Origin of the sequence: Ancylobacter novellus DSM 506, assembly GCF_000092925.1 — a bacterium.
Classification (GTDB): domain Bacteria; phylum Pseudomonadota; class Alphaproteobacteria; order Rhizobiales; family Xanthobacteraceae; genus Ancylobacter; species Ancylobacter novellus.
The window spans coordinates 2369203-2385732 of record NC_014217.1; the positions used below are offsets into that span (position 1 = coordinate 2369203).

At 68.4% G+C, this 16530-nt stretch carries 10 protein-coding genes; 2 read left to right on the forward strand and 8 right to left on the reverse strand.

Features of this window, described 5'->3' with window-relative positions; all coding sequences use genetic code 11:
- Positions 1 to 456: 456 nt before the first annotated feature.
- The 7 genes from SNOV_RS11300 to pncB form a co-directional block, all read right to left on the reverse strand.
- Positions 457 to 3630 carry an efflux RND transporter permease subunit gene (locus tag SNOV_RS11300; protein ID WP_041782202.1) on the reverse strand — a complete coding sequence of 1058 codons (3174 nt, stop codon included), beginning with the start codon at positions 3628 to 3630 and terminating at the stop codon, positions 457 to 459.
- 16 nt (positions 3631 to 3646) lie between these two features.
- Positions 3647 to 4897: an efflux RND transporter periplasmic adaptor subunit gene (locus tag SNOV_RS11305; protein ID WP_013167063.1), complete on the reverse strand. Its 1251-nt coding sequence runs from the start codon at positions 4895 to 4897 to the stop codon at positions 3647 to 3649.
- Positions 4898 to 5037: 140 nt separating this feature from the next.
- Entirely contained in the window at positions 5038 to 6588 is a 1551-nt protein-coding gene (gene murJ / locus SNOV_RS11310; protein ID WP_013167064.1) for a murein biosynthesis integral membrane protein MurJ, read from the reverse strand.
- A 186-nt stretch (positions 6589 to 6774) separates the two neighbouring features.
- Positions 6775 to 7929 (reverse strand): DegT/DnrJ/EryC1/StrS family aminotransferase, encoded by a 1155-nt coding sequence (locus SNOV_RS11315; protein ID WP_013167065.1) that lies wholly within the window; start codon positions 7927 to 7929, stop codon positions 6775 to 6777.
- 11 nt (positions 7930 to 7940) lie between these two features.
- Positions 7941 to 8933 (reverse strand): Gfo/Idh/MocA family protein, encoded by a 993-nt coding sequence (locus SNOV_RS11320; protein ID WP_013167066.1) that lies wholly within the window; start codon positions 8931 to 8933, stop codon positions 7941 to 7943.
- Positions 8934 to 9058: 125 nt separating this feature from the next.
- Complete coding sequence (locus SNOV_RS11325) at positions 9059 to 10258, reverse strand: SH3 domain-containing protein (protein WP_244412929.1); 1200 nt, start codon at positions 10256 to 10258, stop codon at positions 9059 to 9061.
- A 463-nt stretch (positions 10259 to 10721) separates the two neighbouring features.
- The gene (pncB, locus tag SNOV_RS11330) at positions 10722 to 12014 is read right to left on the reverse strand and encodes a nicotinate phosphoribosyltransferase (protein ID WP_013167068.1); all 1293 of its coding nucleotides are present in this window, start codon (positions 12012 to 12014) and stop codon (positions 10722 to 10724) included.
- 142 nt (positions 12015 to 12156) lie between these two features.
- On the opposite strand from pncB, the gene SNOV_RS23935 reads away from it, so the two are divergent.
- Entirely contained in the window at positions 12157 to 14760 is a 2604-nt protein-coding gene (locus tag SNOV_RS23935) for a patatin-like phospholipase family protein (protein ID WP_013167069.1), read from the forward strand.
- A 142-nt stretch (positions 14761 to 14902) separates the two neighbouring features.
- Positions 14903 to 16000 (forward strand): alkene reductase, encoded by a 1098-nt coding sequence (locus SNOV_RS11340; protein ID WP_013167070.1) that lies wholly within the window; start codon positions 14903 to 14905, stop codon positions 15998 to 16000.
- On the opposite strand, the gene SNOV_RS11345 is transcribed toward SNOV_RS11340, so the two are convergent.
- Complete coding sequence (locus SNOV_RS11345; protein ID WP_013167071.1) at positions 15970 to 16494, reverse strand: HXXEE domain-containing protein; 525 nt, start codon at positions 16492 to 16494, stop codon at positions 15970 to 15972. The genes SNOV_RS11340 and SNOV_RS11345 overlap by 31 nt on opposite strands.
- Positions 16495 to 16530 lie beyond the last annotated feature (36 nt).

The window sequence follows — 16530 nt, forward strand, 5'->3', positions numbered from 1 at the left end:
CCAGGTCACGCCGTGCACCGCGGGGAAGACTGGGTCCCCGGGTCAAGCCCGGGGATGAGGGGGTGATCTGCGACAGCTAGCGAACGTCGTAGGCCGGCTCCCGCCCGACGGAACCTCATCCTGAGGGTCTGACTCGTAATTGCTTTTCGGGGTGGGGGGAGCCGCCATTGGACTGTCATCCCCGGGCTTGGCCCGGGGATCCACGACTTGCCGGGCTCTCCAAGCGGTGCTGAAGGCGTGGATGGCCGGGCCAAGCCCGGCCATGACGAGCCTCCAGGGCGGAGAGCCGGGATCGCTCTCCAATCGGGTCACGATCCCGGATACGGCCTAACGGCCGTTCCGGGATGACGACAGGCGTAGGGACGGCCTCCCGGTTTTCGCCCGCCTCCCCAAACAAAAACCCCGCCGGGCGCACCCGGCGGGGCTCATCTCTTCAGAACGGTCCAGCCCCGCCCCTCAGTGCGGCGCGGCCGCCTGCTCTTCCTTTCGCGCCCGCCGGCGCTCGCCGAAGGAGGCGATCCAGCGGGCGATCACATAGAAGGTCGGCGTGAACAGGAGGCCGAACACCGTCACGCCGATCATGCCGGAGAACACCGCCGTACCGAGCGCCTGGCGCAGCTCGGCGCCGGCGCCGGTCGCGATCACCAGCGGCACCACGCCGAAGATGAAGGCGAAGGAGGTCATGATGATCGGCCGCAGGCGCAGCTGAGCGGCATGCGTCGCCGCGCTGAAGCGGTCCTCGCCCCGATCCTCGAGTTGCTTGGCGAACTCGACGATCAGGATCGCGTTCTTCGCCGCGAGGCCGATGAGCACGATGAAGCCGACCTGGCTCAGGATGTTGTTGTCCTGTCCTCGCAAGAGGATGCCGACCGAGGCCGCGATCAGGCACATCGGCACGATGAGGATGACCGCCAGCGGCAGCGTCAGGCTCTCATACTGCGCCGCCAGCACCAGGAAGACGAACACCACGCCGAGCGCAAAGGCGAAGATCGCGGTGTTGCCCGCCCTCACCTGCTGGAAGGCCAGCGCCGTCCATTCATAGGCGAAGCCGTCCGGCAGGGTCTCGGCGGCGATCTGCTGCATCTTCTGGATCGCCTGGCCCTGCGAGGTGCCGGGCTGCACGTCGCCGTCGAGCTCGGCCGCCGGGTAGAGGTTGTAGCGCGGCACGCGGTAGGGGCCCGAGATGTCGCGCACGGTGGTGAAGGAACCGAGCGGCACGGTCTGGCCGTCGCGGTTGTTCACCCTCAGCCGCAGCAGGTCCTCCTGCGTGAGGCGGAAGGGCGCGTCCGCCTGTGCCTGCACCCGGTAGGTGCGTCCGAACAGGTTGAAGTCGTTGACGTAGGTCGAGCCGATATAGGTCTGCAGGGTGGCGAACACGTCGGCGATGTTGACGCCGAGCAGCTGCGCCTTGGTGCGGTCGATGTCGAGGAAGAGCTGCGGCGTCGAGGTCTCGAACAGCGAGTAGACCTGCCTCAGCCCCGGCGTCTGGTTGGCGCGCCCCATCATGGCGTAGACGGCGCCCTGCAGCGCGGCATAGCCGCGTCCGCCGCGATCCTCGATCATCATGCGATAGCCGCCGGCATTGCCGATGCCCTGCACGGGCGGCGGCATGACGACGATCATCTGCGCCTCCTGGATGGAAGCGAGCTTGCCGAACAGCGCACCCTGGATGGCGGGCGCCGACTGGCCGGGCTGCTTCGCGCGCTCGGCCGCCGGGCCGAGGATGACGAACATGGCGCCGGCATTGGGCGCATTGGTGAAGGTGGCGCCGGAGAAGCCGACGATGTTCACCACATGGGCGACGCCCGGGGTCGCCAGCACTTCCTTCGCCGCCTTCGTCATCACCTCGTTGGTGCGCGAGAGCGAGGCGCCGCCCGGCAGCTGCGAGGCGACGATGAGATAGCCGCGGTCCTGCGCCGGGATGAAGCCCTGCGGGGTCGAGCGGAAGATCTCCAGGCCGCCGGCGAGGATGGCGACATAGACGACGAGCACGATCACGGCGAAGCGCACCAGCTTGCCGGTGAGCCAGCCATAGCCCCGCGAGACGCCGTTGAAGCCCTTGTTGAAATAGTAAAAGAAGCCGGTGAAGGGCCGCGCGTACCAGGGCGGACGGTGGCCCTCGGGCGGGTGCGGCTTGAGCAGCAGCGCGCACATGGCCGGCGACAATGTCAGCGAGACCAGCAGCGAGATCAGCGTCGAGCCGGCGATGGTGAGCGCGAACTGCCGGTAGAACTCGCCGGAGATGCCGGGGATGAAGGCCGAGGGGATGAACACCGAGGCCAGCACCAGCGAGATCGCCACCAGCGCCCCGCCCACCTCGTCCATGGTCTTGTAGGCGGCATCGCGCGGCGACAGGCCGGTGGAGATGTTGTGCTCCACGCTCTCCACCACGACGATCGCGTCGTCGACCACGATGCCGATGGCCAGCACCAGGCCGAACAGCGACAGGTTGTTCAGCGAGAAGCCGAACAGGCTCATGATGAAGAAGGTGCCGATCAGCGAGACCGGGATGGCGATGATCGGGATGATTGCCGCCCGCCAGGTCTGCAGGAACAGCACCACCACGATGACCACCAGCACGATGGCTTCGAGGATGGTGTCCTCCACCGCCCGCACGGATTCGGCGATGAACTGGGTCGGGTTGTACGCGGTCGAATAGGCGAGGCCCTGCGGGAAGTCCTTGGAGATGCGGGCGATCTCCTGCTCGATCGCCTGGCCGGTCGACAGCGCGTTGGAACCCGGCAGCTGGAAGATGCCGAGCGCCACCGAGGGCTTGGAGTCGAAATAGGAGATCGAGGAGTTGTCCTGCCCCTCGATGTCGATGCGGGCGATGTCGCGCAGCCGCACCACCGCGTTGCCGCTCTGGCGCACCACGATGTTGCCGAACTCCTCCGGCGTCGACAGGCGCCCGAGCGTGCGCACCGCCACCTGGAAAGCAAGCTGCTCAGGCACCGGCGGCGCGTTCAGCACGCCCGAGGCGACCTGCAGGTTCTGCGCCCTGAGCGCGGCCGTGACGTCGGTGGCCGTGAGGTTCAGCGCCTGCATCTTGGTCGGGTCGAGCCAGACCTGCATGGCGTAGTCGCGCGAGCCGAACACGGTGATCGAGCCCACGCCCTGCACGCGCTGGAGCTGATCCTTGATCTGCAGGTTGGCGTAGTTGGAGATGAACAGCGAGTCGCGCGAATCGTCGGGCGAGAACAGGCTCACCACCATCAGGATGTCGGGCGACGACTTGGTCACCGTGACGCCGATCTGCTGCACTTCCTGCGGCAGGCGCGGGGTCGCGGTGGAGACGCGGTTCTGCACCTGCACCTGGGCGATGTCGAGGTCGGTGCCGATGTCGAAGGTGACGGCGATGGAGAAGCGCCCGTCCGCCGTCGAGTTCGAGGAGATGTAGATCATCCCCTCGACGCCGTTGATCTGCTGTTCGATGGGCGAGACGACGGTGTCGGCCACCGTCTCGGCGCTCGCTCCCGGGTACTGGCCGGTGACGTTCACCACCGGCGGCGCGATGTCGGGATACTGCGCGACCGGCAGCGACACGAAGGCGACGCCGCCGAGGATCATCACCACGATGGAGATCACCGAGGCGAAGATCGGGCGGTCGATGAAGAAGTGGGAGAATTTCATTGTGCCGGCCTCCCGCTCAGTTCGCGGGCGGGTTGGCAGCCGGCTTGGCCGCGCCACCGCCATTGGCAGGCGCGGCTCCGGCGGCCGGGGCGGCGCCGGCGGCAGGCGCCGCGGGCTGCTCCAGCTTGCCGACCACCTGCGCGCCCGGACGGATGCGGATCAGCCCGTTGACCACGACGAGGTCGTCCTTGCCGATGCCCTCGACGACCCGCATGCCGTCATGCACGCGGCCGAGGGTGACGTATTTCATCTGCGGCACCTGCGGCTGGTCGCCCGGCTGCATCACATAGACGAATTTGCGCGTCTGCTCGGTGCCGATGGCCACGTCCGGCACCAGCAGTGCGTCGTGCGGATGCGACGCCGGCACCCGGATGCGGCCGAACATGCCCGGCGTGAACACGCCTTCGGGATTGGCAAAGGAGGCGCGGCCGCGAATGGTGCCGGTCTCCTCGCTGATGCGGTTGTCGACGAAGTCGAGCTTGCCCTTGTGGGGGAAGCCCTTCTCGTCGATCAGCTCCAGCTGGACCTCGATCGTCTCGCCGCTGCCGCCCATCGCCTTCGCCAGGCGCTGGTAACGCAGATAGGAGGCCTCGTCATATGTGAACTCGAAATAGATCGGGTCCATCGAGACGATGGTGGCGAGCAGCGTATTGGTGTTCGCGCCGCCGGCGCCGCCGGTCACGAGGTTACCGAGCGAGACCTTGCGGTCGCCGATGCGCCCCGTCACAGGCGAACGCAGGTCGGTGAATTCGAGGTCGAGCTGCGCCGAGTGCACCGCCGCCTGCGCCGCCGCCACGTCGGCCCGCGCCGTGCGCTCGGTCTGCAGGCGCTGGTCGAAGGTCTGCCGGGAAATGGCGGTCGAGTTCTTGTCCTCCAGCAGCGTCTGGGCGCGCTGCAGGTCGGACTGGGCGAAATCGAGTGCGGCCTGCGAACGCTGGAGATTGGCGTTGGCCTGGTCGAGCGCGTTCTGGAACGGCCGCTTGTCGATGGTGAACAGCAGGTCGCCCTGCTTCACCGTCTGGCCATCGGTGAAGCCGATCTTGTCGAGATAGCCGGAAACCCGCGCATAGACGTTGACGAGGTCGATCGCCTGGAAGCGGCCGACATACTCGTCATAGTCGGTGATCTCGCTCGTGGTCGGCTTCGCGACGGTGACCGGCGCCGCCGGCGGGGCCTGCTGCGCCTGGTTCTGCTCGGAGCAGCCGGCGAGGGTCAAGGCAGCGAGTGCACAGGCAACGACGGGAAAGCGCGGGAACGCGGTGGTCATGCAGCCATCTCCGAGATAGGCATTTCAGCGGCCTCGGGCTATCGCCCGATGTCATGCGACACGACCCGGCCCGCCTCGGGAACGCATGGTGCGACAGGCCCTAGCACAATTTTGCTGCGCCGCGTAAGCACCAAAAGGTCTCAGAATGTTGCTGAATGTGGCCGGCCACGCAGCAGGGCGCGCAGGTATCGCGGTCCCAGCAGCGCCAGTACGAGCACCGCATAGACCGCTCCGCCCGCCGCGATGCACAGGGCGAGCAGCGCCTCGTCGCGGCCATGCACGAGGCCGGCGAGCGCTGGTCCGGCGAACATCGCGGTGGCGAAAAGCGCGGCGGCGACGGCGGCGGCGATGAGCGCGAGGCGCGGCAGGCTGCGCAGGAGCTGGGCGTCGCCGCATTCATAGCCGCGCCGCTTCGCCAGCACCGCCAGCACGATCACGGTGATCCAGCCGCCGACCGAGGTGGCGAAGGCGAGGCCCACCTGCGCGAACTGGTCCATCAGCGCGATCTTGAGCGCGATGTTGACCACCGCCGCGCCGAGCGTCGCCAGCACCGGCGTGCGCGTGTCGCCGCGGGCATAGAAGGGCGACATGAAGGCGCGCGTCACCACGAAGGGCGCGAGCCCGATGCCGTAGGCGGCAAGCGTCGCGCCGGCGGCGGCCGCCGCCTCGCCGGTGAAGGCGCCGCGCAGGAACAGCCCGCGCATGATGATCTCGGGGATGGTCAGCGCCGCGGCGAGGAAGGGCAGCACCAGCAGCAGCGTCAGCTCGATCGCCCGCGACTGCGCGTAGCGCGCGCCGTCGAGGTCCTCCGCCGCGATGCGCCGCGACATCTCCGGCAGCAGCACGATGCCGGCGGCGATGCCGACGACGCCGATGGGCAGCTGGTTGATGCGGTCGGCATAGAACAGCGCCGCGACGGCGCCTTGCGGGAGGAACGAGGCGATGATGGTGTCGGCGAAGATGGCGAGCTGCACGCCGGCCGAGCCGATGATCGCCGGGCCGAGCGCGATCAGGAAGCGCCTTGTATCGGGATCGAGCCGCGGACGGCCGAAACGCAGGCCCAGCCCATGCCGCTCGGAATCGAAGACCAGCAGCCCCACCTGCAGGAAGCCGGAGATCAGCACGCCCCAGGCGGCGGCATGGCCGGCGGTCGGGAACCATCCGGCGAAGCTGAGCGTGCCGACCATCGCCAGGTTCAGCAGGATCGAGGCGGCGGCGGCGGCCCAGAACCGCTCATTGGCGTTGAGCACGCCGCCGACCAGCGTCACCACGGCGATGAGGCCGAGATAGGGGAAGGTGATGCGGGTGAAGTCGACGGTGAGCGCGAAGCGCTCAGGGTCGTCGGCGAGACCCGGCGCCAGCACCCGCACCACCCAGTTGGTGGCGAGCAGCGCGATGGCGAGGATGGCGAGTTGCACCACCACCACGGCGGTGAGGATGCCGTCGGCGAAGCGCCCTGCCCGCCTGTCGCCCTCCAGCGTCTTCACCCGCGCATAGGCGGGGATGAAGGCGGTGTTGAACGCGCCCTCGGCGAAGATGGAGCGGAAATGGTTCGGCAGGCGGAAGGCGATGTAGAACGCGTCCGCCATCGGCCCGGCACCGAGCACCGCCGCCATGACGATGTCGCGCGCGAAGCCAGTCAGGCGCGAGAGCAGCGTCCAGCCGCCGACGGTGAAGATGGAGCGAATCATAAAAAATCCGGCCGCGTTGCGCGGGGCCGGAAGCTATCCGAGCCCGGCCTCCCCCGCCAGCGGGTCCGCATCATCGTCATCCCGGCCGGAGCGCAGCGGAGAGCCGGGATCGTCATCCGCGAATGGCACGCGATCCCGGATCGGCCTTCGGCCGTCCGGGATGACGAACTTACCGATAAAGGCCTCTCAGGCTCCCAGCGCCCGGCGCACGGCGGCGATCACGCGGTCCTGCGCCGCCTCGTCGAGATAGGCGTGCATGGGCAGGCTGATCACCTCGCCGGCGAGCTTCTCGCACACCGGCAGGCCGTTGCCGGCGGCGGGGAAATGCGCATAGGCCGGCTGGCGGTGCATCGGGATGCGGTAATATACTGCCGTCGGCACGCCTTCCTTCTGCAGCGCCGCGCCGAGGCCGTCGCGCACGCCGTGCGGCAGGCGGATCGTGTACTGCGCCCAGATCGAGGTCGCGCGGGGATCGACCGCCGGCACGGTGCACACATCGGCCAGCGCCGCATTGTAGCGCTCGGCCACGCGCTGGCGGGCGGCGATCTCGTCCTCGAAGATGCTCAGCTTTTCCAGGAGGATAGCGGCCTGGATGGTGTCGAGGCGCCCGGTCATGCCGATGCGCACGTTCTCGTACTTGTCGACGCCCTGGCCATGCTCGCGCACGCTCTTGAGCACCGGCACGAGGTCGTCGTCATCGGTGAACACCGCGCCGCCGTCGCCGAAGCAGCCGAGCGGCTTGGCCGGGAAGAAGCTGGTGGCGGTGGCATCGCCGAAGGAACCGGTGCGCTTGCCGTTCCAGGTGGCGCCGAAGCCCTGCGCGGTGTCGCACAGCACCTTCAGCCCATTGGCGTCGGCGATGGCCTGGATGGCATCCATGTCGGCCGGCTGGCCGAACAGATCGACCGGGACGACGACCTTCGGGGTCAGCCCCTTGTCCTTCGCCACCTTGATCGCCGCCTCGAGGCTGCGCGGGTCCATGTTGAACGTGTCTTCCAGCACGTCGACGAACACCGCCGTCGCGCCCACCCACGGCACCACCTCGGCGGTGGCGCAGAAGGTGAAGGACGGGCAGAACACCGCGTCGCCCGGCTTCACGCCCCAGGCCATGAGGATCATGGCAAGCGCGTCGGTGCCGCTGGAGCAGGAGATCGCATGCTTGGCGCCGGCAAAGGCGGCGAGCTTCTGTTCAAGCTCGGTCACCTCGGGGCCGTTGACGAAGCGGCAATGATTCAGCACCCGCGCCACCGCGTCGTCGATGCGCGTGCCGAGCCGCGCCCGCTGCGCCGCCACGTCGATGAAGGGAATCGGCGCGGCGTCGGTTTTCACATGCGAATTCATCGATTGTCCTCTCAGCCGGCAGCCCGGGCGCGGAACGGCACCTGGTCGGCGGGGGGCGTTTCAAGGCTGGCGAGGCAGCGCATGGCGGTGGCGATGGCGGCGACGCCGTCCTCGCCGGTGACGGCCGGCACCTCGCCGCGCACTGCTTCCAGGAAGCGCGTCAGTTCGAGGCGCAGCGGCTCGCCATAGGCGACCGGGAGATGGCGCATCGAGTAGCTGCCGTCCGGCTTGTAGTCGAAATACTCCGTCACCTGCCGGGTCAGCAGGTCGCCGATGACGTATTTCTTGCGCGTCGCCACGTGCACGGTGCGCGCCTTGAAGGGGGTGAGCCAGTTGGTGTTGATGTGCGCCAGAACGCCGTTGGCGGTACGGAACTGCAAGAGTGCGATGTCCTCGCGCTCGGCCACCGCCGCCTTCACCTGCGGCTGCACCTCGGCGATGTGCGAGCCGGTGAAGTAGCAGATCAGGTCGATGTCGTGCACGGCGAGGTCGATCACCACGCCGACATTCGACATGCGCGGCGGGAACGGACCCACGCGGGTGATGCCGATGGAGAGGATCTCCTCGTCACGGATCGCCGCCTTGACCGCCTCGACCGCCGGGTTGAAGCGCTCGACATGGCCGACCATCAGCGCGACGCCCTTCGCCTGCGCGGCGGCGACGATGGCCTCCGCCTCGGCGACGCTGGGCGCGATCGGCTTCTCCACCAGCACATGACGGCCGGCGGCGATGGCCTTGAGCGACACATCGTGGTGCAGATGGGTGGGGGCGGCGATGACCAGCGCATCGGCGCCGGCGTCGATCAGCTCGTCCATGCCCGCGACGGCGTGGCAGCCGAGCATGGCCGCCACCTTGCCGCGCTGCGTCGCGTCGGGATCGGCGATGCCGACGAGCTCGGCGCCCGGCAGATCGGTGAGCACGCGCGCATGGTTGTAACCCATGATGCCGACGCCGACGACGCCGACGCGAACGGGCGTATCCGCCCCGCTCGGGCCCTGAACCATTCGACTATCCTTCAATCATTCCGTGTCCCGCGGTCTATCACGCGCCCAGAGGCGTGGCGAGACGGCCGGATTCGCAAAGCCCGGGCATGGGCTTCAATAATTGCTTCAACGTGTTACCGGCGGGGCTACTGCGCGGTGGTGTCGCCGTCGCCTGCCGTATCGGCGCGGGCCGAGGTGCCGGCATCGACGAAGCTCTTGTAGATGAAGCCACGTTTGCCTTCGGCGATGACCTCGCACCAGCCGCGGCAGGCGACGAGTTGGACCTTCTCGCCGGCCGAAAGATTGCCGATCGGGGTCGCCCCCTTCTTCGGCGCCGCGCGCATGGTCACGGTCCGGCGGATTGTGGCGGAGCCGACCGGATCGCCGCCGAAGCCGGCCGGCGAATCAGCTTCGTCCGACACGTCCTCCACGGCGGCTTCGGGCGCCTCGGCAGCGGGAGCAGCGGCGGCAGCGCGGCGCGCGGGAGCGCGCGGCGGCAGCGGGACGTCCTTCGGCAGTTCGACCGCGTTGGCGGCGGCGACCGCCTCGGCGACGGCCGGCTCGACCTCCGTCGCGGCAGCGTCGGCCGGAGAGGCGAAGGCGGTGACGCCCGGAGGCGTGGCCGCGACGTCGAAGGGCGGCGTGGTATCGCGCAGCACCGGCGGCAGGCTCTCGGCGATGCTGGCCCGCGTGGGGGATTCGGGCGCGGCGGCCTCGGGTTCGGGCGCCGGCGACGCAGCCGGAACGGCGGCGAGAGCGACGGGGGCCGGCGCGGCCTGCTCCGGCGCGGAAGGCGCGACGCTGGCCACGGCGGCGTTGCCGATCACCTCGGGGGCGACCTTCGCCTCCTCGCGCGCAGCGAGCGATTGCAGCGCGACGCCGCCGCCACCCACCAAGGCCACGAACACGGCCAGCGCGCCGAGGCGCTGCCAGGTGATGACGTCCTTGGGCGCGCCGCGCTTGCGGCGCTGCTCCGCCTCGCCCGGCTGGCGGGGCGAGGCACCGAAGCCACGGCGGCGCGGCTCCGAGGCGCCGGCGCCCGCCCCAGCGGCCTCGGGCTTCGGCGCGCGCGCTGCGGGTTCACCGGCAGCCGGAGCCCGCCGGGCGAGCATGTCGCTGACGTCGCCCAGCGCCGTGAGACGCTCACGGACATCGTTGTAGGAGCGCGGCGCCTCGGCAGCGGAGCGGGCGGGAGCGGGACGGCTCGGGGCCACCCGCTCGGCGAGCGGAGTCGCGGCCGCACGCGCGGCAAGCGACGGCGCGGACGCAGCGGCGGCCGGTACAGCGGCAGCGCCGACAGGCTCGTCCTGCTGGCGCGCGGCCTTCTGCTGCTCGAGAGAAGTCATGATCGCCCGGAAATCGCTCACGAGCGAAGAGGAGAGCCCGGATCCGCGCGGCTCTTGCGATGAAGTCGACATGGCGCGGCGTGCTCTATGCTGCGGGAGTGGAGCAACGGACCGGCGCGACAGCGGCCGGGAAGGTATCGGCATCGGCTCGGAACATTCGCCGGCAGCGTCCTGAGACACTGGCGGCATGGCCGTGGGCGCGGTGCTGACCACTTCGCATGCGTTGCTTCCAGTCCGTTCAGGCCGGCGTCCGGAGGACGTCCGACCGAGTTCCGTAACCCGTCTGCGAATGCGACGGGGCACACACTACCGGCACTTTGACGCTTGATGCAAGAAAGTCACAGACCGGAAATTTCCTTATGAACAAGGATTGCGGCGACTCTTGGCCGGCTCTTAGCCATCCGTCAACCAAGAATAAATTATTACCATAGTACCCGCAGGTACTTGAAAGGCGGGCGCCGGCTCACACCAGGACCGCCCTCGCCCGCTGTCCGCTCGCTTCGAAGATCTTCTCGTAGCGGGCGATTTCCTCCGGCGGCCCCATCGCCTTGGTCTGGTTGTCGGAGAGCTTCACCGTCGGCCGCCCGTCGGCCGAGATCACCTTGCAGACGATGGAGATGGGATCGAGACGCCCGTCCGGGGCGAATCCGCGGAAGTCGTTCGTCAGCAGCGTGCCCCAGCCGAAGCCCATGCGCATGCGGCCGCGGAAGTGGCGGTAGATGCGCTCGATGTCGTCGATGTCGAGCGCATCGGAGAAGATGGCGAGCTTCTGCGTCGGGTCCTGCCCGCGCGCCTTCCACCAGGCGATCGCCTCCTCGCCGCCTTCGATCGGCTCCTTGCTGTCGATGCGGATGCCGGTCCAGCCGGCGACCCAGTCCGGCGCCTGCGCCAGGAAATGGGTGGTGCCGAAGGTGTCGGGCAGGATGACGAGGAGATTGCCCTCATAGTCCTTCTGCCAGTCGGCGAGCACCTGGTAGGGCGCCTGCGCCAGTTCCTCGTCGGTATTGGCGAGCGCCGCATAGACCATCGGGAGTTCATGGGCGTTGGTGCCGGTCGCCTCCACCTCGCGGCGCAGCGCGATGAGGCAGTTGGAGGTGCCGAGGAAGCGCTCGCCCAGCCCCTCCATCATCGCCTGCACGCACCAGTCCTGCCACAGGAAGCCGTGCCGGCGGCGGGTGCCGAAATCGGCCACGCTGGCGTCGCCCAGCCGCTTCAGCCGCTCGACCTTCTCCCACACCCGCGTCATGGCGCGGGCATAGAGCACCTGCAGTTCGAAGCGGCCCAGCCCGCGCAGCACGGCGCGCGAGCGCAGCTCGTTGATGATGGCCAGCGCGGGGATCTCCCACATGGTGGTCTCGATCCACGGCCCCTCGAAGGTCAGCTCGTATTGCCCCTCGCGCTTCTCCAGGTGATAGGCGGGGAAGCGGAAATTCTCGAACCAGGCGATGAAGTCCGGCGAGAACATCTGCCGCTTGCCGTAGAACATGTTGCCGCGCAGCCAGGTCGATTCCCCGCGCGTCAGCGACAGCGAGCGCACATGGTCGAGCTGCTCGCGCAGTTCCCCCTCGTCGACGAAATCGGCGATGCGCACGGACTTCGTGCGGTTGATGATGCCGAAGGTGACGCGGGTGTGGAAATGGCGGCGGTAGATCGTCTGCGCCATCAGCAACTTGTAGAAATCCGTGTCGAGCACGGACCGCACGATCGGGTCGATCTTCCAGGTGTGATTGTAGACGCGGGTGGCGATATCGATCATGCGGAGGCCTCCGGGGCTCTCTTAGAGCATATCGACGGCGGTTGCAGGTAGCCCCGCGCGGCCGGGTGGGACGGCAGTCCATTGCGCGCGCAACCATGATTACGCATGATGTGCCGATGCATCCTTGGGCAAGGGGCGATGCATGGGCGAGGCAGGCGACGGCGCCGCGATATCGACCGGCGATTCTGACGACAGCTTTCAGCAGTGCCTCGACTTCGAAGCCGAGCGGATCGAGGAGCGCCGCCGCGCCCTCGACATAGGCGCGGGGCTGCCGCGCACCGGGCTGGCTTTGTCGGGCGGAGGCATACGCAGCGCCACTTTCAGCCTCGGCGTGCTGCAGGCGCTGAGCGGGCATGGCTGGCTGCGGCGGATCGACTATCTCTCCACCGTCTCGGGCGGCAGCTATATCGGCAGCTTCCTCGGCGCGCTCTATGTGCGGCCGTCAAGGCGCGGCGACGACGGGCCTCCCGCCGACCGCACCGGCTTCAACGACCACCCTCTCCAGACAGAGGCCGGCGTCGAGGCGGTCAAGCAGTTGCGCGAAGCCGGGCGCTACCTCACCCCGCGCGGCACCAGCGACGCCTTCTTCGGCGCGTCCGTCGTGCTGCGGAACTGGGCGGCGGTGCAGGTCGTCATCGGCGCGCTGGGTTTCGCGCTGTTCTGGTTCGTCCACCTCGTCAACCGGGCGCCGCAGGTCGAGGCGCTGCTTTCCCTGTTCATGCCGGAAACGCTCGCCCGGGCGAACGCTCCCGGCGTCCCGGAAGGCAGTGCCAGCGCGTTCAACGGGCTTCTGGTGGCCGCACTGCTCCTCGGCCTGCTCGTCTTCCTCGCCTTCGGCACCGCCTATTGGCTGACGCGGAGGGAATGGATCGACACCAGCCGGGTAAAGCGGGCCACGACCAACCTGTTCTTCTGGCTGCTGGTCGCGCTCACCCTGCTGTTCGCCTATAGCGGCCTGAAATACGGCATCGCCCTGCTGAGCTTCGGCGCGGTCATGCTCGTCCTCGCCATTGCCTTCTACGCGCTTGGCGAGTGGAAGGTCGGAGAGGCGCCCAACGAGCGGAACAACCCCGACCTGCTGATCGCCGCCGAGGACCATGTCCGCACCTTCCTCAGCCGCTGGATGTCCCGGGCGCTGATGATCCTGCTCGCCATGGCCGGCCTCATCCTCGTCGACGCGATCGGGTTCAAGATCAAGCAGACCGTCCCCTTCATGATCGACGGCCTGTCGAACATCGACGGCTTCTGGTCGACGCTGAAGACGCTGGTGACGACCTACTGGCCGGTGCTCAGCGCGGTGGTGCCGGTCATCATGACCGTCGCCAGCAATTTCGCGCTGCGCAGCGGCGATCCGAACAGCTTCATCGCCAAGTTCTCGCTGCGCTCGCCGCTGGGCCTGACGCTGGCCGGCCTGCTGGTGCTCGGCTCATGGCTGGCGCTGTGGAGCGCCGCGGCGCAGGCCGCGCTCGACACCGCGCTGGGGCTCCCCGCCCCTGTCATCCCCGGCACCTCGCCGCATCTCAACTGGATATTGCCGACGCTGGCACTGGTGCTCATCAACCTCGTGCTCGGCTACGCCTACTCGTTCATCAACCTCTCGTCTCTGTCGACCTTCTACGCCGCCCGGCTGCGGCGCGCCTATATCGGCGCCTCCAACCCCCGCCGCCGCAAGCTCTTCGGCAGCGACCGCAATCTCGAAGGCGACCACATCCCGCTGCGCACCTATTACGATCCAGGGAACCTCGCCACGCAGCACCTGATCAACGTCACCATCGCCGAGACCCAGGCGGCGGAATCGAACATCATCGCCCGCGACCGCAAGGGCAAGCCGATGCACATCTCCCCGGGCGGCGTCGTCTTCGCCGGCAGGATGCCGGGCACCAGCGCGTGCCTCCTGTCCAAGGGGTGGACCGACTTCAAGCTCAACATCGGCGAGGAGCTGCCGCTCGCCAACTGGGTGGCGATCTCCGGCGCGGCGGTCTCCAGCGCCATCGGCAGCGGCACCTCGCTCGGCGCATCGCTGCTCGCCACCATGGCCAATGTCCGGCTCGGCTATTGGTGGAAGCACCAGGGCTCCCGCAGCCGGATGCCCGAAGCCTGGGATTTCGTGCAGAAATACCTGCTCGCCGAGCTTCGCGGCGCCTTCACCGGCACGCGCGGCCCGCGCTGGTACCTGACCGACGGCGGCCATTTCGACAATACCGGCGTCTATGTCCTGCTCCAGCGCCGGCTCGACTACATCATCATGAGCGACAATGGCGCGGACCCGGACTACGTGTTCGACGACGTGGTGCGGCTGGTCAACCGGGCGCAGAACGACCTCGGCGTGCGCATCGGCTTCCTCGGCAAGGACGAGCTCGACCTGCTGATCGACGACCGCGACCTGCGCGGCTGCTTCGGCGCGTATCGCGATCTCGCCAGGAAGCCGCTGGAAGGCGACGAGCTCAAGCCCTTCGCGGCGCTGGCGCGGATCACCTATCCCGCCGACGGGGAGCTGGAAGAGAAACCGGCCTGGCTCCTGGTCATCAAGCCGCGGCTCACCTTCACCGAGCCCCCGGAGCTGCTCGCCTACTACCACCGCAGCGGCACGCCGCCGACCTTCCCGCAGCAAAGCACCGGCGACCAGTTCTTCGACGAGGACCAGTGGGAAGCCTATCGCCGGCTGGGCGAGATCATCGGCGACCGGCTGTTCCGGCCGCCGGGCTCGACGTCGGCCGACACCTGGTGGCCGACGAAGGACCTCTAGCACCCGGCGTGTCCATCGCGAGCCGGCGTGCGTCCATGCAATTGTGGCATGGCTGCCACTCGGGAACGGTATCTCTCGATACCGCAGGGGCAATGCTTATGTGAGCAATGAAACCGTCCATTCCTTCCGACAGGACCCGCTCATGAGCACCCCTCCCTCCCTGTTCGACAGCTACCGCCTCGGCGACATCACGCTGTCGAACCGCATCGTCATGGCCCCGCTGACGCGCAACCGCGCCTCTGCCGGCCTCGTCCCCTCCCCGCTCGCCGTCGAATATTACGGCCAGCGCGCCTCCGCCGGCCTCATCGTCACCGAGGCGACGCAGATCTCCGACACCGCCCAGGGCTATCAGGACACGCCCGGCATCTTCACCGACGCCCAGGTCGAGGGCTGGAAGAAGGTCACCGACACCGTCCACGCCAAGGGCGGGCACATCTTCGTGCAGATGTGGCATGTCGGGCGCGTCTCGCACCGCTCGCTGCAGCCCGGCGGCGCCGCGCCGCTCGCGCCTTCCGCCGTGCGCGCCAACACCAAGACCTATGTGAACAACGGCTTCGCCGAGGTCGACGAGCCCCGCGCATTGACGCTCGACGAGATCAAGGGCGTGGTCGAGGATTTCGGCAAGGCCGCCGCCAACGCGATCCGCGCCGGCTTTGACGGCGTCGAGATTCACGGCGCCAATGGCTACCTGATCGACCAGTTCCTGCGTGACGGCGCCAACAAGCGCACCGATGAATATGGCGGCTCGATCGAGAACCGCACGCGCTTCCTGAAGGAAGTGCTGGAATCGGTGACCGGCGCCATCGGGGCGAAGCGCACCGGCATCCGCCTCTCGCCGGTAACTCCCGCCAACGACCTCTCCGACAGCGACCCGCAGCCGCTGTTCAACCATGCGATGGACGTGGTGGAGAGCTTCCACCCGGTCTATGTCCACATGATCGAGGGCGCGACCCAGGGCCCGCGCGATATCGTGCCGGACTTCGACTTCGAAGCCCTGCGCAACCGCTACAGCGGCACCTGGATGGTCAACAACGGCTACGACAAGGCGATGGCCGAGAAGGCCGTTGCCACGGGCAAGGCCGATCTCGTCGCCTTCGGGCGCGGCTTCGTCTCCTCGCCCGACGCGGTGGAGCGGCTGCGCCGCGGCGCGGCGTTCAACGAGATCGACCGCGCCACGCTCTATGGCGGCGGCGCCAAGGGCTACATAGACTACCCGACGCTGGAAGCCGTCGGCGCCTGATCAGGCAACGCGGCCTCAAGGGACTGGCGGAAATAGGCCCGTCCCTTGAGGCGCAGCATGACGACCGGATAGGCCATCAGCAGCGCCCCGCCGACGACGGAGCCGGCCAGCGTGCCGGCCGTCAGCATGCCCTCGGCGGCGGCGGCGAAGAAGGTCCCGAGCGCCACCGGGTAGAACAGCACGACGGCCGTGAAGGCGCCGGGCGAGAAGCGCCCACGGGTGCGGATCATCGGCAGCACATGGAAGAAAGTCGCGTTGATCAGCATCAGCGCGGCGAAGACCAGCGGCGCGATGGGCAGCAGCCGCGCCATCTCGGCCTGCGCGAAGCCGAGCACGACCACCGCCGCGTTGGTGATGTAGAAATCCGCCCATTCAACCGGCAGGCCGATGACGGCCCGCGCCCAGTTGCGCCAATCGAAGGAATATTCCTCCATGATGTGCAGCGTGTAGGCGACCAGCCCAAGCCACGCCCACGCCTCGAAGCCCATCGTCATCGCACCCTCCACCGACCCCGGCGGGACGATGCTAGG